16 protein-coding genes are annotated in these 15,986 nt (G+C 70.6%); 4 read left to right on the top strand and 12 right to left on the bottom strand.

Annotation, left to right across the window (positions count from 1 at the left end; translation table 11 throughout):
- Nucleotides 1-57 precede the first annotated feature (57 nt).
- The 9 genes from phoH2 to ACZYRU_RS24900 form a co-directional block, all read right to left on the bottom strand.
- Entirely contained in the window at nucleotides 58-1,389 is a 1,332-nt protein-coding gene (gene phoH2 / locus ACZYRU_RS24860; RefSeq protein ID WP_488959795.1) for an RNA 5'-3' helicase PhoH2, read from the bottom strand.
- A 195-nt stretch (nucleotides 1,390-1,584) separates the two neighbouring features.
- A complete protein-coding gene (gene trmB, locus ACZYRU_RS24865) occupies nucleotides 1,585-2,310 on the bottom strand; it encodes a tRNA (guanosine(46)-N7)-methyltransferase TrmB (protein ID WP_488959796.1) in 726 nt (241 codons plus the stop codon).
- Between the two features lie 107 nt (nucleotides 2,311-2,417).
- Complete coding sequence (tuf, locus tag ACZYRU_RS24870) at nucleotides 2,418-3,611, bottom strand: elongation factor Tu (RefSeq protein ID WP_488959797.1); 1,194 nt, start codon at nucleotides 3,609-3,611, stop codon at nucleotides 2,418-2,420.
- A gap of 86 nt (nucleotides 3,612-3,697) precedes the next feature.
- The gene (fusA, locus tag ACZYRU_RS24875; RefSeq protein ID WP_488959849.1) at nucleotides 3,698-5,770 is read right to left on the bottom strand and encodes an elongation factor G; all 2,073 of its coding nucleotides are present in this window, start codon (nucleotides 5,768-5,770) and stop codon (nucleotides 3,698-3,700) included.
- A 134-nt stretch (nucleotides 5,771-5,904) separates the two neighbouring features.
- Entirely contained in the window at nucleotides 5,905-6,375 is a 471-nt protein-coding gene (rpsG, locus tag ACZYRU_RS24880; RefSeq protein WP_141800194.1) for a 30S ribosomal protein S7, read from the bottom strand.
- A 1-nt stretch (nucleotide 6,376) separates the two neighbouring features.
- Entirely contained in the window at nucleotides 6,377-6,751 is a 375-nt protein-coding gene (gene rpsL, locus ACZYRU_RS24885) for a 30S ribosomal protein S12 (protein ID WP_038677267.1), read from the bottom strand.
- Between the two features lie 224 nt (nucleotides 6,752-6,975).
- A complete protein-coding gene (locus tag ACZYRU_RS24890) occupies nucleotides 6,976-8,433 on the bottom strand; it encodes an NCS2 family permease (RefSeq protein ID WP_488959798.1) in 1,458 nt (485 codons plus the stop codon).
- Nucleotides 8,430-9,680 (bottom strand): MFS transporter, encoded by a 1,251-nt coding sequence (locus ACZYRU_RS24895; protein ID WP_488959850.1) that lies wholly within the window; start codon nucleotides 9,678-9,680, stop codon nucleotides 8,430-8,432. Before ACZYRU_RS24895 ends, ACZYRU_RS24890 begins: the two co-directional genes overlap by 4 nt.
- 46 nt (nucleotides 9,681-9,726) lie before the next feature.
- The gene (locus ACZYRU_RS24900; RefSeq protein ID WP_488959799.1) at nucleotides 9,727-10,176 is read right to left on the bottom strand and encodes a MarR family winged helix-turn-helix transcriptional regulator; all 450 of its coding nucleotides are present in this window, start codon (nucleotides 10,174-10,176) and stop codon (nucleotides 9,727-9,729) included.
- A 58-nt stretch (nucleotides 10,177-10,234) separates the two neighbouring features.
- Between ACZYRU_RS24900 and ACZYRU_RS24905 the strand changes: the two genes are divergently transcribed.
- Nucleotides 10,235-10,546, top strand: coding sequence for a DUF2530 domain-containing protein (locus ACZYRU_RS24905; RefSeq protein ID WP_488959800.1), 312 nt, complete (start codon nucleotides 10,235-10,237; stop codon nucleotides 10,544-10,546).
- Nucleotides 10,539-11,165 carry a class I SAM-dependent methyltransferase gene (locus tag ACZYRU_RS24910; protein WP_488959801.1) on the top strand — a complete coding sequence of 209 codons (627 nt, stop codon included), beginning with the start codon at nucleotides 10,539-10,541 and terminating at the stop codon, nucleotides 11,163-11,165. Before ACZYRU_RS24905 ends, ACZYRU_RS24910 begins: the two co-directional genes overlap by 8 nt.
- A gap of 220 nt (nucleotides 11,166-11,385) precedes the next feature.
- On the opposite strand, the gene ACZYRU_RS24915 is transcribed toward ACZYRU_RS24910, so the two are convergent.
- Nucleotides 11,386-12,162 carry a DUF3027 domain-containing protein gene (locus ACZYRU_RS24915; protein ID WP_488959802.1) on the bottom strand — a complete coding sequence of 259 codons (777 nt, stop codon included), beginning with the start codon at nucleotides 12,160-12,162 and terminating at the stop codon, nucleotides 11,386-11,388.
- Between the two features lie 59 nt (nucleotides 12,163-12,221).
- Between ACZYRU_RS24915 and ACZYRU_RS24920 the strand changes: the two genes are divergently transcribed.
- Nucleotides 12,222-13,667, top strand: a complete 1,446-nt coding sequence (locus tag ACZYRU_RS24920) for an MFS transporter (RefSeq protein WP_488959803.1) — start codon at nucleotides 12,222-12,224, stop codon at nucleotides 13,665-13,667.
- A 19-nt stretch (nucleotides 13,668-13,686) separates the two neighbouring features.
- On the opposite strand, the gene ACZYRU_RS24925 is transcribed toward ACZYRU_RS24920, so the two are convergent.
- Entirely contained in the window at nucleotides 13,687-14,082 is a 396-nt protein-coding gene (locus tag ACZYRU_RS24925) for a cold-shock protein (protein WP_139624783.1), read from the bottom strand.
- Between the two features lie 96 nt (nucleotides 14,083-14,178).
- Here ACZYRU_RS24925 and ACZYRU_RS24930 point away from each other — a divergent pair, with 96 nt between their 5' ends.
- A complete protein-coding gene (locus ACZYRU_RS24930; RefSeq protein WP_488959804.1) occupies nucleotides 14,179-14,775 on the top strand; it encodes a GNAT family N-acetyltransferase in 597 nt (198 codons plus the stop codon).
- A gap of 10 nt (nucleotides 14,776-14,785) precedes the next feature.
- Here the strand turns inward: ACZYRU_RS24930 and ACZYRU_RS24935 are convergent, their stop codons facing one another.
- Nucleotides 14,786-15,940 (bottom strand): RDD family protein, encoded by a 1,155-nt coding sequence (locus ACZYRU_RS24935; protein ID WP_488959805.1) that lies wholly within the window; start codon nucleotides 15,938-15,940, stop codon nucleotides 14,786-14,788.
- Between the last annotated feature and the right edge of the window lie 46 nt (nucleotides 15,941-15,986).

A 15,986-nucleotide genomic window follows, 5' to 3' on the forward strand; every position in this document is an offset into this window, starting at 1 on the left:
TCGGCGCCGCCCCGGGCACGGGACGACGCCGAGCGGGCCGCAACGACCTCGGACCGGTCACACGGCGACGTTCTCCAGCATCTCGGTGACCAGCGCCGCGATCGGCGAGCGCTCGGACCGGGTGAGCGTGACGTGGGCGAAGAGTGGGTGGCCCTTGAGCTTCTCGACGACCGCGACCACGCCGTCGTGACGGCCCACGCGCAGGTTGTCGCGCTGGGCGACGTCGTGGGTGAGCACGACCTTCGAGTTGGCGCCGATGCGCGAGAGCACGGTGAGGAGGACGTTGCGCTCGAGCGACTGCGCCTCGTCGACGATCACGAACGAGTCGTGCAGCGAGCGGCCGCGGATGTGGGTCAGCGGGAGCACCTCGAGCATGCCGCGGTCGAGGATCTCGTCGACCACGTCCTTGGAGGTCAGGGCGCCGAGGGTGTCGAAGACCGCCTGGCCCCAGGGCGACATCTTCTCCGACTCCGAGCCGGGCAGATAGCCGAGTTCCTGGCCGCCGACGGCGAACAGCGGGCGGAAGACGACGACCTTCTTGTGCTGCTGACGCTCCATCACCGCCTCGAGGCCGGCACACAGGGCGAGCGCCGACTTGCCGGTGCCCGCGCGCCCACCGAGGGAGACGATGCCGACCTCGGGGTCGAGCAGCAGGTCGAGGGCGACCCGCTGCTCGGCGCTGCGACCGTGGATGCCAAAGGCCTCCCGGTCGCCGCGGACCAGGTGGACCTGCTTGTCGGGCCCGACCCGGCCCAGGGCGGTGCCTCGCTCGGAGAGCAGCACCAGGCCGGTGTGGCAGGGCAGCTCGCGGGCGTCGGCGAGGTCGAGGGTGGCGTCGTCGTACAGCTCGTCGAGGTCGTCGGCGCTCACCTCCATCTCGGCCATGCCGGAGTAGCCGGTGTCGGAGTCGCTGATCGTCTCGCCGCGGTACTCCTCGGCCGCCAGGCCGACGGCCGAGGCCTTGATCCGCATCGGCAGGTCCTTGGAGACCAGCGTGACGTCGTGCCCCTCGTCGGCGAGGTTGCGCGCGACCGCGAGGATCCGGGTGTCGTTGTCGCCGAGGCGGAAGCCCGACGGCAGCGAAGCCGCGTCCGTGTGGTTGAGCTCGACCCGGACGCTGCCGCCCTCCTCCCCGACCGGGACAGGAGTGTCGAGCCGGCCGTGGCTGACCCGCATCTCATCGAGCGCCCGCAGCGCGCTGCGCGCGAAGTAGCCCAGCTCGGGGTGGTGCCGCTTGCCCTCGAGCTCGGTGATCACGACCACCGGAAGGACGACCTCGTGCTCGGCGAACCGGCGCAGCGCGCCCGGATCGGCCAGCAGCACGCTGGTGTCGAGGACGTACGTACGGCGCTGCGCGCTGGTCTGTGCCCCATCGTGACTGGTTTCCACGACTCACCTCACCGGACCGCACGCGCCCGCCAGGGGCTGCCCGGCCCTATCCCTGGTAGACGGACCGGGCTGCGCGTTCGTGGATCTTCACGTCCGGCCTCCCGATGTGGCCGGCTTCCCCACCTGCCACTGCCACGGAAAGTACGCCGGGGGGAGGTCGGTTTCGGGCGCCACGCCGCGTCGGCGACGTTAATGTCAGGTGACGCGTCGGTACGTCAGGTCGGTGATCACGCGGTCCTTCGCGATGCCCTTGCGCTCGAACTTCGTGACCGGCCGCTCGGCCCAGCGCTCGACGACGCCGCCCTCCAGCCTCGGCTCGGCGTCGAGCACCTCGACCATCTGCTCGGCGTAGTCGGCCCAGTCGGTGGCCAGGCGCCACAGCCCTCCGGGCGCGAGCCGCGAGGCGATCATCGCGGCGTACTCGGGATTGACCAGGCGTCGCTTGTGGTGCCGCTTCTTGTGCCATGGGTCGGGGAAGAAGGTCCACAGCTCGCTGATCGAGTCGGGCGCGATGAGGTGCTCGAGGGTCCACACGGCGTCGACGCTGCTGAACCGGACGTTGGTGGCGCCGGCCTCCCCCACCCGGCCCAGGCCCTCGGCGACTCCGGGGCCCCAGACCTCCAGCGCGAGGACGTTGACCTCGGGACGGGTCGCCGCGAGCGCCGCGGTCGCCTCGCCGACACCGCCGCCGATCTCGACGACGAGCGGCGCCTCACGGCCGAACCACTCGGCCAAGGAGAAGTCCGGTAGGTCGACCGCCTCGTCGGGGATCACCCACTGCTGGGCGTACGTGTCCCACGCGGTCTGCTGCTTCGGGGACAGCCGGCTGCCACGGCGGGTGTAGGTGAGCACCTCACGCATCCGCCGACCGTCGTCGGTCTCCTTGTGGTGCGGTCGTGCCGGCCGTACTCCCTCGTTCACGCAGCCATTCTCCCGGCTCGGTGCCCGCGCCCAGAAATCAGGTGCCGCGAAATGCAGGAAGCCCCCGCTGCCCGAAGGCAGCGGGGGCTTCCCCGAAGCAGGTCAGATCACTTGGTGATCTTCGTGACCCGGCCGGCGCCGACGGTGCGGCCACCCTCACGGATCGCGAACTTCAGACCCTCGTCCATGGCGATCGGCTGGATGAGCTCGACCGTCATGTCCGTGTTGTCGCCCGGCATGACCATCTCGGTGCCCTCGGGAAGGGTCACGACGCCGGTCACGTCGGTGGTCCGGAAGTAGAACTGCGGACGGTAGTTGTTGAAGAACGGCGTGTGACGGCCGCCCTCCTCCTTCGAGAGGATGTAGACGCTGGCCTCGAAGTTAGTGTGCGGGGTGGTGGTACCCGGCTTCACCACGACCATGCCGCGCTCGACGTCCTCGCGCTTGGTGCCACGGAGGAGCAGACCGACGTTCTCACCGGCCTGGCCCTCGTCGAGCAGCTTGCGGAACATCTCGACACCGGTGACGGTCGACTTGATCGAGGCCTCGCGGATGCCGATGATCTCGACCTCCTCGTTGACCTTGACGATGCCGCGCTCGATACGACCGGTGATGACGGTGCCACGACCGGTGATCGTGAAGACGTCCTCGACGGGCATGAGGAACGGCTTGTCGACCTCACGCTCGGGCTGCGGGATGTACTCGTCGACGGCCGACATGAGCTCGAGGACCGACTTGCCCCACTTCTCGTCGCCGTTGAGCGCCGGGAAGGCAGCAACGCGCACGACCGGAACGTCGTCGCCCGGGTACTCGTACTCGGAGAGGAGCTCGCGCACCTCCATCTCGACGAGCTCGATGAGCTCGTCGTCGTCGACCATGTCGCACTTGTTGAGCGCGACGACCAGGGCGGGGACGCCGACCTGGCGCGCGAGCAGCACGTGCTCACGGGTCTGCGGCATCGGACCGTCGGTCGCGGCAACCACGAGGATCGCGCCGTCCATCTGGGCGGCACCGGTGATCATGTTCTTGATGTAGTCCGCGTGACCGGGGCAGTCGACGTGCGCGTAGTGGCGCGCCTCGGTCTGGTACTCGATGTGCGCGATCGAGATCGTGATACCGCGCTGGCGCTCCTCGGGAGCCTTGTCGATCTGGTCGAACGGCGAGGCCTCGTTGAGGTCCGGGTACGCGTCGTGCAGGACCTTCGAAATGGCCGCCGTCAGCGTGGTCTTGCCGTGGTCGATGTGACCGATCGTGCCGATGTTGACGTGCGGCTTGGTCCGCTCGAACTTCGCCTTAGCCACTGGGGCTCCTCCTGGTGTGTTGTTACTTGACTCGTACTAAAGGGGTGGTGCGCCGAGGGTCTGCGTCGAGCAGTCCCGGGTGGGGACTACTCGCCGCGCGCCTTCTTGATGATCTCGTCGGCGATGTTCGTGGGAACCTCGGCGTACGAGTCGAACTCCATCGAGTACGACGCCTGACCGGAGGTCTTGGACCTCAGGTCGCCAACGTACCCGAACATCTCGGACAGCGGCACGAGGGCAGCCACGACGATGTCGCCGTGACGCTCCTCCTGCGCGCGGATCTGACCGCGACGGCTGTTGATGTCGCCGATGACCGTGCCGAGGTAGTCCTCGGGCGTGGTCACCTCGACGGCGAACACCGGCTCGAGGAGGCACGGGTTCGCCTTGCGAGCGGCCTCCTTGAAGGACTGGATGCCGGCGATCTTGAACGCGAGCTCGGAGGAGTCGACGTCGTGGTAGGCGCCGTCCTCGAGCGAGAACTTGACGTCGACCATCGGGTACCCGGCGAGGACGCCGAACTCCATGGCCTCCTGGCCGCCGTTGTCGACCGACGGGATGTACTCGCGCGGCACGCGGCCACCCGAGACATTGTTGACGAACTCGTAGCCCGCACCGAGACCGGTCTCGGGGTCGATGTTCGGCTCGATCGAGATGACGACCTTGGCGAACTGACCCGAACCACCGGTCTGCTTCTTGTGGGTGTAGCTGTGGTTCGAGACGGTGCCGCGGATGGTCTCGCGGTAGGCGACCTGCGGCTTGCCGACGGTGGCCTCGACCTTGAACTCGCGCTTCATCCGGTCGACGAGGATCTCCAGGTGGAGCTCGCCCATGCCGGAGATGATGGTCTGGCCGGTCTCCTCGTCGGTCTTGACGACGAAGGTGGGGTCCTCCTCGGCCAGACGACCGATCGCGACACCGAGCTTCTCCTGGTCGGCCTTGGTCTTCGGCTCGATGGCGACCGAGATCACCGGGGCCGGGAAGGTCATCGACTCCAGCACCACCGGCTTGGCGTTGTCGGAGAGCGTGTGCCCGGTCCGGGTGTCCTTGAGGCCCATGACGGCGACGATCTGGCCGGCGCCGACCGAGGCGATCTCCTCACGCTTGTTGGCGTGCATCTGGTAGACCTTGCCGATCCGCTCCTTGCGGCCGTTGCTCGTGTTGAGCACGGTGCCGCCGGCCTCGAGCTTGCCCGAGTAGACGCGGACGAAGGTCAGCTTGCCCAGGTGCGGGTCAGCGGCGATCTTGAACGCCAGCGCAGCGAGGGGCTCCTCGGACGAGGGCTTGCGAACGACCTCGTTCTCCTCGGTCTCCTCCGCGCCCGGCTTGTGACCGACGATGCCGTCCACGTCGAGCGGCGAGGGGAGGTAGTCGACGATCGCGTCGAGCAGGGGCTGGACGCCCTTGTTCTTGAACGCGGTGCCGGTGAGGATCGGGTTGACCTTGTCGGCCAGGGTCGCGCGACGGATGGCGGCCTTGAGGGTCGGCACGTCGAACGTGTCGCCGTCCTCGAGGTAGACCTCCATGATCTCGTCGTCGGCCTCGGCGAGGGTCTCGACGAGCTTCTCGCGGTACTCCGCAGCCTTGTCCGCCAGGTCGGCGGGGATCTCCTCGACGACGTAGTCCTCGCCCTGCTCGGTCTCGCCACGCCACACCTTGGCGTTCATCTCGACCAGGTCGACGATGCCGATGAAGTCGCCCTCGGCGCCGATCGGGAGCTGCAGCACCAACGGGGTGGAGTTGAGCTTCTGCACGATCGAGTCGACGACGCGGTAGAAGTCCGCGCCGGTCCGGTCGAGCTTGTTGACGAAGCACATCCGCGGGACGGCGTACTTGTTGGCCTGGCGCCACACCGTCATGGTCTGCGGCTCCACGCCGGCCACACCGTCGAACACCGCGACGGCACCGTCGAGGACGCGCAGCGAGCGCTCGACCTCGACCGTGAAGTCCACGTGTCCGGGGGTGTCGATGATGTTGATCTGGTGCTTCTTCCACCAGCAGGTCGTCGCGGCCGACGTGATCGTGATGCCGCGCTCCTGCTCCTGCTCCATCCAGTCCATCGTGGCGCCGCCATCGTGGACCTCACCGATCTTGTAGGTGATGCCGGTGTAGAACAGGATGCGCTCGGTGGTGGTGGTCTTGCCGGCGTCGATGTGCGCCATGATGCCGATGTTGCGGACGACGTTCAGGTCCGTCGTGATGTCGACTGCCACGTGAGTCAGCGTTCCTTAGGTATGGGGATGGAGCCGGTGGTGTCGGAGCGGGCACCGTGGCGACGGGCCCGCTCCGACGAAGATCACCAGCGGTAGTGAGCGAAGGCCTTGTTGGACTCGGCCATCTTGTGGGTGTCCTCGCGCTTCTTCACCGCGGCACCGAGGCCGTTGGCAGCGTCGAGGATCTCGTTCTGGAGGCGCTCGGCCATGGTCTTCTCGCGACGCTCCTGGGCGTAGCCGACGAGCCAGCGCAGCGACAGCGTGGTGCCGCGGTTGCCCTTGACCTCGATCGGGACCTGGTAGGTCGCGCCACCGACGCGGCGGGACTTGACCTCGAGCGCGGGGCGCACGTTGTCGAGCGCACGCTTGAGGGTGATGACCGGGTCGACGCCCGTCTTCTCGCGGGTGCCCTCGAGAGCGGAGTAGACGATCCGCTGAGCGACCTGCTTCTTGCCGTCCTGGAGCACCTTCGACACCAGCTGGGTCACCAGCTGCGAACCGTAGACCGGGTCGACGTCGATCGGGCGCTTCGGCGCGGGGCCCTTGCGCGGCATGTCAGCTCTTCTCCTTCTTGGCGCCGTAGCGGCTGCGAGCCTGCTTACGGTTCTTCACGGCCTGGGTGTCCAGAGCGCCGCGGATGACCTTGTAGCGAACACCGGGCAGGTCCTTCACACGACCGCCGCGGACGAGCACGATCGAGTGCTCCTGCAGGTTGTGACCCTCACCCGGGATGTAGGCGGTGACCTCGACGCCGCTGGAGAGGCGCACGCGGGCGACCTTCCGGAGGGCGGAGTTCGGCTTCTTGGGGGTGGTGGTGTAGACGCGGGTGCACACACCGCGTCGCTGGGGCGAACCCTTCAGGGCAGGCGTCTTGGTCTTCGACACCTTGTCCTGGCGGCCCTTGCGGACCAACTGATTGATGGTGGGCACCTGGTGGTTCCCTTTCCGTTTCTGGTCACGGCCTGGCACGGTGCCGGGCTCGGGGTGAAGCGTTGATGCGGAGTGCCGGAGCGCTCCCCCGCTCGCCACGCCGGTGAGGGCGGGGGACTGAGGGCAGGCTCGACGTGCCGGGTGGCCCCAGACACGAGATTCGAGATTACCGGCCGCCCCGAAGGCGGGTCAAAACCCGGGGCGCACGCCTGAGCGGGGTGAGCTCAGGTCAACCACCGGGTGATCGGGTCGATCGCGAAGTAGATGACGAACAGGCCGGCCACGACCCACAGCAGCGGGTGCAGTTCGCGGGCCTTCCCGCGGACCACCTTGAGGAACGCGTAGGACACGAATCCGGCGCCGATGCCGACCGAGATCGAGTACGTGAACGGCATCAGGACGATGGTCAGGAAGGCCGGGATCGCGATCTCGACGTCGTCCCAGGAGATGCCGGTGATCTGCTGCATCATCAGGAAGCCGACCAGGACCAGGGCCGGGACCGCGGCCTCGGACGGGATCATCGCGACCAGCGGCGCGCCGAAGATCGTCACCAGGAAGAGCGCACCGGTGACCACGGACGCCAGGCCCGTGCGGGCACCCTCGCCGACGCCCGAGGCCGACTCGATGTAGGACGTGTTCGACGAGACGCCGGCCGCACCGCCGGCGATCGCGGCGACCGAGTCGACGACCAGGATCCGGTCGGCGTGGGGCGGCATGCCCTCCTCGTCGAGGAGGTTGGCCTCCGCGCCGATGGCGGTCATCGTGCCCATGGTGTCGAAGAAGTCGGCGAGCATCAGCGAGAAGACGAGCAGCAGGACGGTGACGACGCCGACCTTGTCCCACGAGCCGAACAGGTTGAACTCGCCCAGGGTGCCGAAGTCGGGCGCATGGAAGTCGCCGGTCCACGCGGGGACGGTGAGCGCCCAGCCGCCGGCCTTCTCCGAGGCCCGGCCGAGGTCGCCGATCGCCTCCACGACCATCGCGACCACCGTCATCACGACGATCGAGATCAGGATCGACCCGCGGACCTTGCGCACCCACAGGGCCAGCATCAGCAGCAGGCCGACCACGAAGACCAGGACCGGCCAGCCGCTCAGGCTGCCGTCGGCGCCCAGCTGGACAGGCACGGTCGTCTTGGCAGCGTCGGGGATCCGCTTCACCACGCCGGCGTCGACGAAGCCGATCAGCGCGATGAACAGGCCGATACCGACCGAGATCGCCACCTTGAGCTGCGCGGGGACGGCCCGGAAGACCGCCGTACGGAACCCGGTGAGGACGAGGACCAGGATCAGCACACCCTCGATCACCACCAGACCCATCGCGTCGGCCCAGGTCATCTGGCTGGCGACGGCGAACGCGAGGAAGGCGTTGAGGCCCAGGCCCGTGGCCAGCGCGAGCGGGTAGTTGGCGACGACGCCCATCAGGATCGTCAGCACGCCCGCCACCAGCGCCGTACCGGCGGCGATGGCCGCGAGGTTCGGGGCGCTGCCGCCGCCGAGGTACTTGCCGTCGATGTCGGTCGCGTACCCGAGGATCAGCGGGTTGAGCACCACGATGTAGGCCATCGTGAAGAAGGTGACCACGCCTCCGCGGAGCTCCTGGCCGAGGCTGGAGCCCCGTTCGGAGATGCGGAAGAAGCGGTCGATCGGGTTCGCGGGGGCGAAGGATTCGGCCGAGTTCACGGCCGAAGCATGGCAGGCGCCACGACCGGGGTCGAGCAGGTGGTCGGCTCGAGGCGTGCCACGGCAGCCCGGCGTACGACGACCGCGAGCCCCACGCCGGCCAGCACCAGGGCCCCACCGACGACCAGGGTCCACCGCGCACCGAACTGGTCGCCGATCCAGCCGATGACCGGCGAGCCCAGCGGAGTGCCGCCCATCACGATGGTCATATAGATCGCCATCACCCGACCGCGCAGCGCCGGCTCGGACTCGGTCTGCAGCAGCGCGTTGCAGGAGTTGAGGACCGTGATCACCGAGAAGCCGAGCAGGGGGCACAGCAGCACGAAGGTGAGGTACGTCGGGACCAGGCCGGCCGCGATCTCGAGCACCCCGAACGCGACGGCAGCACCCATGAGCAGCCGGACCCGGACCTGGGACCGGCCGGCCGCGACCAGGGCGCCGGTGAGCGAGCCGATGGCGAGGGCGGAGCCGAGCACGCCGTACTCCCTGGCTCCCTTGCCGAAGACCTCGGTGGCCATCAGCGCCGAGGTGATCTGGAAGTTCATCCCGAAGGTGCCGATGAAGAAGACGAGGACCAGGATCATCAGCATCTTCGGCTGGCCGCGCAGGTAGGTGACGCCCTCGCGCAGCATGCCGGGAGTGCGGGCGGCGGGGCGCGGCGAGTGGAGCGCCGAGGCGTCCATCCGGCGCAGCTGGGCGATCACCGCCAGGTAGGACAGCGCGTTGGCGAGGATGACCCAGCCCGTCGCGCGCATCCCGCCCCCGCCGAGGCCGATCAGCAGGCCGGCCAGACCGGGGCCGATCAGCCGCGCGGCGTTGAACGCGGCGGAGTTGAGGCTGACGGCGTTGGTCAGGTCGTCGGCGCCGACCATCTCGGACACGAACGCCTGCCGGGCGGGCGCGTCGAAGGCCGCGCCGATGCCGAAGACGAACGCGATGACGTAGACGTGCCAGGTCTCGGCGACGCCGAGCACCGCGATCAGGCCGAGCGCGAGCGAGGCGAGGGCCATCATCGCCTGGGTGACCTGGAGCAGGACCCGCTTGGAGATGCGGTCGGCGAGGACGCCGGCGTACGGCGAGAGCAGCAGGACCGGCAGGAACTGGAGGCCGGTCGTGATGCCGAGCGCGGCGCCGCCGTTGCCGGGGATGGTCAGGACCAGCCAGTCCTGGGCGACGCGCTGCATCCACGTGCCGACGTTGGAAACCAGACTGCCGGCGAAGTACAGCCGGTAGTTGGGGTGGGACAGGGAGCGGAATCGGGGGCTCGTGGGATCTCCTTCGGGTCGGTCGGCGTCAGTCGGCTTCGGCCAGGCGCTGCAGGATGGGGGCGGCGCGGCGCAGCACGTCGCGCTCCTCGGCGGTCAGGTCCTCGAGGCGGCGCGAGAGCCACCGGTCGCGACGGGTGAGGTCGGCGGCGACGACGGCACGGCCCTCGTCGGTGACGCGTACGACGACCTGCCGGCCGTCGGTCGGGTGGGCGCACCGCTCGACCAGGCCGATGTCGGCGAGCGCGGTGACGGTGCGGGTCATGCTCGGCGGCTGCACCTGCTCGCGCGCAGCCAGCGCGCCGACGGTGAGGTCGCCGTGCCTGGTGAGCGCGAAGAGCACCGCCATCGACGAGACGCTGAGGTCGTTGTCGGGGTGCCGCTCGCGGGCGAGCCGGCGCCGCAGGCGCATGACCGCGAACCGGAGCTCGGTGGCGAGCCCCGCATTGCTGCGCACGTGCTTCTCCAGAGTCGGCATGTCGTTAGCATAAGTCATTACCTTCGGTAATCATTCCGCCGGGAGTAGAGTGATCTCCGTGGAGCTCCGCGACGACCAGCCGACCCAGCACGAGTTCGGCAACCGGACCTACCTGATCGCCCCCGTCGAGCCGCTCGACGTCGACGGCGTACGAACGGTCCAGGTCGGCACCGTGCTGTTCCTCGTCGCCTTCATCGGCCTGCTGCCGTTCTACGGCCGGCTCGAGGAGGACGGCCGCACCTGGCTGCTGTGGATGTGCCTGACCGGGGTCGGCCTCGGCCTGCTCGGCTCGGAGTACTGCAAGCGCCGGCGCCAGGTCCGCGCCGAGCGCGAGCTCGCTGTCGACGGCGACGTCGACGTCGATGAGTGACGCTCCCCTGCCGCCCACCCGGTGGGCGCTGGGCGGCGCGAGGACGTCGGGGTACGGCGAGCGGTTCGCCGAGCTGATCGCCGACGGCGCCGACGTGGTCGGCGAGGCGCGGCTGGCCGACACCCTCGTCGAGCGCGGCGCCACGATCCTCGACGCCGGCTCCGGCATGGGCCGGATCGGCGCCCACCTGCTCTCCCTGGGTCACCGGGTCACCGCCGCCGAGCCCGACCCGGTGCTCGTCGAGCAGTCGCGTCGTACGTTCCCCGAGCTGCCGGTCGTGCCCCTGGAGATCCTCGCGCTCTCCCCCGAGGCACTCGCCGCCGCCGGCGCACCCGTCGCCTACGACCTGGTCGTCTGCGTCGGCAACGTGCTCACGTTCGTCGCCGAGGACACCGAGGTCGCCGTGCTCCGCCGCCTCGCCTCACTGCTCGCGCCGGGCGGCCGGATCCTGGTCGGCTTCCACCTGCAGCAGGGGCCTGCCACCGCGCGGGCGTACGCACCGGAGGAGTTCGCCGCCGACGTCGCGGCTGCCGGGCTGGTCGTGCAGCACCGGTTCGGTGGTTACGACCTGCGCCCGGTCGACGACCTCTACTCGGTGGCCATCCTGACCCCCGGCTGACGCGCGCCGCCTTGTAACTAAGGGTTACAGAACGGTTTTCGGTGCCACAGCACCCGGGAACTAGCAACTGCACCCGGGTAGGCGTGTTCGACGTACGCCGACGCCCAGATTCGGGCCGCACAGCCAATCCGCGGCATCTACCCGGGTGTTAGGACCACAACCCGGGCGTTGTTGTACCGGTTTTCGCGCTGTAACACTTAGTTACAAGCGCGGGCGCGGCTCAGAACTTCTCGAGGTCGTCCAGCGAGATCGTGTCGATGACCGGCGGAGCGGGCGGCTGGGGCTGCTGCCGCTTGGTCAGGCGCACCTCGGAGTGCCCACCGCAGCCGTGCTGGAGCGCGACGACGCGACCGTCGTCGTTGGCGTCGCCGTTGGCGCACACGCCGAACAGCTCGGACAGCGGGCCGTTGAGGCGGACCAGGAAGCCACAGGAGTAGCAGTGGTGCGGCGCGGACTTGGCGATCGGGGCATCGGGGCCGGCCTCGCCGTCGTACCAGCGCTCGGCGGCGGCGTCGCGGCCCTCCGGGGACAGGACGCGGACCCGGCCGAGGCCGAGGTCCTTGGCGACCGCACGGACCTGGGTCTTCTCGTCGGTGTCGAGCGCGTCGTCACCGAAGGAGTACGTCGGCACCAGGCGCGCGTCGTCGTCGGAGACGGGCAGCAGGTCGCCGGGCGACATGTCGCCGGGGCGCAGGCGGTCGCGGTAGGGCACCCAGGCGGGGGCGACGATCGCGTCGGGGCCGGGCAGCAGCACGACCTCGACCACGGTCACCTTGCGCTGACGGGAGGCCCGGGTGAGCGTGACCGCCCAGTGCCAGCCGCGGTAGCCCTTGCGGGAGCACTCGAAGAGGTGGGTGACGACCCGGAGCCCGTCGACCTGGTGGCCGGTGTGCTCACCCACGTCGGAGGCGTCGACCTCCTCGAGCAGCGCAGCGCGCGCCGCGTCCACGGCATCGGCGGTGGCGGCGTCGGTCAGCTTGCGCTCCAGGGTGGACACCGGCACAGCATCCCCCATGCCACCGGCGATCGTCACGTCGGGGCAGGCAAGATAGGACCGTGAGCACGCACGGTCCGGACCAGCGCCCGCCGGCCAGCCCACCGGGCGCCGGGAGCGGACCGAGCCCCGAGCTCACCGAGACCGGCTCGATGCGGGCCGTGGGCTCCAGCATCGGCAGCGGCGCCAAGGCGACCGCTCGCGGGCTCAGGGGATTCGCTGCGGTGACCGGTCGGGCCAGCCGGGCGACCGTGCGCCAGGCCCGCAAGGCCGCCGGCGCGCAGGGTGCCGAGCGCTCCGGGTTGAACCGGCTGATCGAGCTGCACGCCGCCAACGCGGCCGGCGACTCGGCGTTCGCGATCGCGCTCGCCGGCACCGTCTTCTTCGCCGGCGCGACCAGCGGCGAACGCGGCCCGGTGCTGCTGTTCCTCGGCCTCACCATGGTCCCGTTCGCGATCGTGGCGCCGCTGATCGGACCCTTCCTCGACCGGTTCAGCCACGGCCGCCGCTGGGCGATCGGCGCCACCTTCGCGCTGCGTGCATTCCTGTGCTGGGTGCTGGCCGGCACCCTGGGCGACGGCTCGCCCTGGTTCTACGTCGCCGCGCTCGGCGTCCTCGTCTCCTCCAAGGCGTACGGCGTCGCGAAGGCCGCCGCGGTCCCCCGCCTGCTCCCCAGCGAGATCACCCTGGTCAAGGCCAACGGCCGGGTGGCCCTCGCCGGCGTGGTCGGTGCCTGCGTGTCGGGGCCGCTCGCCGGCGCGGCGTACTGGATCGGTCCGGAGTGGGCCTGCCGCTACGCCTTCGTGGTGTTCACGGTCGGCACGATCGCCGCGATCCTGCTGCCCAACCGGGTCGACGCCTCGTCCGGCGAGGAGTCCCTCGGTGGGCCGGGGGCCGGCGTACGACGCAGCGGCCTGCCCCCGAAGGTCGCGTTCGCCCTGCGCGCCAATTGCGGGCCCCGGCTGCTGTCGGGCTTCCTGACCATGTTCATGACGTTCGTGCTGGCCACCGAGCCGCTCGACGGCTGGGAGACCAAGACCCGATCCACGCTGCTCGTCGGCCTGGTGATCGGTGCCGCCGGGCTCGGCAACACGATCGGGATCGTGGTCGCCTCGCTCGCCCGCAGGATCAACCCGGCCGTGATGGTCGTGGTCGCCCTCGTCGCCGACATCGTCGCGCTGGTGCTGGCGACGGTGTTCTACGGCCTGCTCCCCCTGCTGGCGCTGGGCCTGACGGTCGGGCTGATGCAGTACCTCGCGAAGGTGTCCCTGGACTCCACGATCCAGAGCGGCGTCCCCGTGCGCGCGCACGCCAGCGCGTTCGCCAAGGGCGACACCACCCTGCAGCTGGCGTGGGTGTTCGGCGGCTTCCTCGGCGTCGTGATGTCCTACCCCGCCGTCAACGGGGTCGGGCTGGCGTTCGCCGCCGTGCTGCTGACGGCCTGGGCGGTCTTCGTGCTGCGAAGCCGGCCCCAGCGTCCCGCACCGAAGCCGGCGCGGGCTGCCTGACCGAGCTCAGCGCTCGGGCTCAGGACTCCAGCTCGTCGGCCAGCGCGCGCAGCAGCTTGGCCACCGGCTGCGCCGTACGACGGTCGGGGTGACGCCCGTGACGGTAGGCCTCGCCGACGCCGTCGAGCAGGCGGATCAGGTCCTCGACGATCGGGACCATCTCCTCCGGCTTCTTGCGCTTGGCCTGCTGCTGGTTGCGCGAGACCGAGGCGGGCGCGTCGAGGACGCGGACCTGGAGGGCCTGCTCGCCGCGACGCCCCTGGGCGATGCCGAACTCGACGCGGGTGCCCGCCTTGAGGGTGGTCACGCCCTCGGGCAGTGCGTCGGCGCGGACGTAGACGTCCTCGCCGCCCTGCTGGGAGAGGAAGCCGAAGCCCTTCTCCGCGTCGTACCACTTCACCTTGCCAGTCGGCACGGGTCCGCCCAACCTCTCGTCATCGCAGGCGTGCGCACCGGTCGGGCGCACGCGCGGCACATCGTAGTGTCCGTGCCGCCACCTATTCTCACCGACGTGGCAACCGAATTGACGGCCCCCGTGCTGCCGGCACCGCCCCTGCCCCTCACGACCGAGCGGCTGGTGCTGCGGACCGTCGTGCCCTCGGACAGCGCGGCGATCGGCGCGTACTGCTCCGATCCCGAGGTGACCCGCTACCTGCCGTTCCCCGCGCTCGACGCCGAGGGCCTGGCCGGCCGGATGGAACGACTGGTGGCCGGTACGGCGCCGTCGGTGCCCGGCGAGATCCTGGCGCTGGCCGCGGTCCACGAGGGCGTGCTCGTCGGCGACCTGATGCTGCGCTTCACCGACCGGCACGGCGAGTGCGACCCGCCGGGGATCGGCGAGCTGGGCTGGGTGTTCGCGCCGGAGCACGCCGGCCGCGGGTTCGCGACCGAGGCGGCCCGGGCGCTGGTGGACCTGGCGTTCACGCACTACCCGCTGCACCGGCTGATGGCGCGGCTCGACCCGCGCAACCTCGCCTCGGCGCGACTGTGCGAGCGGCTCGGCATGCGCCACGAGGCACACACCCGCGAGGACTACGCCGACCGCGACGGGACGTGGAGCGACACCGCGGTCTACGGGCTGCTGCGCCGGGAGTGGGCCGCGGCCTGAGCGCCGGGAGTCAGGCCTCGCGCTCGACCCGCATCGTGCGGTCGCCGAAGCGGACCTCGTCGCCGGCGAGCAGCGTGCTCGGCCGACCGGGCGACAGCGAGCGGGACATGCCCTTGCGGATGACGTAGGAGCCGTTGGTCGACCCGCGGTCCATCACCACGAGCGCGCCGTCCGCGGCGACCTGGAACTGGGCGTGGGTCTTCGAGAGCGACATGTCGGAGGAGCGCAGGGGTACGACGTGCCGCGCCTCCTCCCCCGGCCGGGGCTCCGGGCGCCGGCCGACGAGCGCGAGGCCCTCGACGACGAACGCCTCCCCGGTGTCGAACGCCACCCGCCACCGCACGGTCGCGGGGCTCGGCGGCACCGCCGCCGGGTCGCTGCCGGGCTCGGGGCGGACCCGGGTCTGCTCGACCGGGACCCGGGGACCTGCGGGCGCCGCGGGTGCGGCCGGCGGCGGGGTCGGCGGGGGCGGCGGGGTCGGGCGGGCCTGCGGAGCCGGGGCGGGCGCGGGAGCCGGGACGGGCGCGAGAACCGGCGCTGGTGCCGCAACCGGGGCGGGTACCGGCGTCGGGGTGGGCGTCGGCTCCGGGATCGGCGTGGGGTGCTCCTCGACCGGCGAGGGCAGCAGCCGCATCGCGGTGAGGTTCACGATCTGCTGCGGCCGCTCGACCACCGGTGCCGCCTCGACCTCGAGCGGCCGGACGTCGACGACCATCGCGTCGCCGATCCGGTCGTGCAGCCCGCGGCGCTGGCGTGCGGGGTCCATCGCGGCGGTCCAGGCGAAGGTGGCCAGGCCGAGCCCGGCCGTCGGCAGCCCGGCGACACCGAGCACGATCGCCCGCACCAGCGCGGCGCCGACGCCGATCGGGCGGCCCGTCGTACGCCGCAGCACGCGCAGGCCGGTGGCGGCCTTGCCCGGGGTCAGGCCCGTCGTACCGACGAGGACGGCGAGCACCAGCCCGACCAGGGCCGCGACGCCCACGAAGGTGAGCACGACGACCGCACCGTTGTCGGGGTCGACCAGCTTCCACACGCCGACGGCGGCCGCGGCGCCGATGCCCCAGCCCACCGCCCGGTCGATGACGAAGGCGGTGAACCGTCGCTCCATCTCCGCCGGACGGAGGTCACCGGCGGCGAGGGGCGGCGGGGTGGGGACGTGCGACATGCTCAGCGCTCCGAGTAGCGGCAGATGATGGACGACGAGGAATCGG

It is taken from the genome of Nocardioides sp. F233, from assembly GCF_057813895.1.

What these genes read in the sequence shown, in the direction of transcription:
- fusA (WP_488959849.1), bottom strand. Translation starts at nt 5,770, where the DNA reads ATGGCGCACATCGACGCCGGCAAGACCACCACCACCGAGCGCATCCTG.
- rpsG (WP_141800194.1), bottom strand. Translation starts at nt 6,375, where the DNA reads ATGCCGCGCAAGGGCCCCGCGCCGAAGCGCCCGATCGACGTCGACCCG.
- ACZYRU_RS24900 (WP_488959799.1), bottom strand. Translation starts at nt 10,176, where the DNA reads ATGCCGACTCTGGAGAAGCACGTGCGCAGCAATGCGGGGCTCGCCACC.
- ACZYRU_RS24910 (WP_488959801.1), top strand. Translation starts at nt 10,539, where the DNA reads ATGAGTGACGCTCCCCTGCCGCCCACCCGGTGGGCGCTGGGCGGCGCG.
- ACZYRU_RS24935 (WP_488959805.1), bottom strand. Translation starts at nt 15,940, where the DNA reads ATGTCGCACGTCCCCACCCCGCCGCCCCTCGCCGCCGGTGACCTCCGT.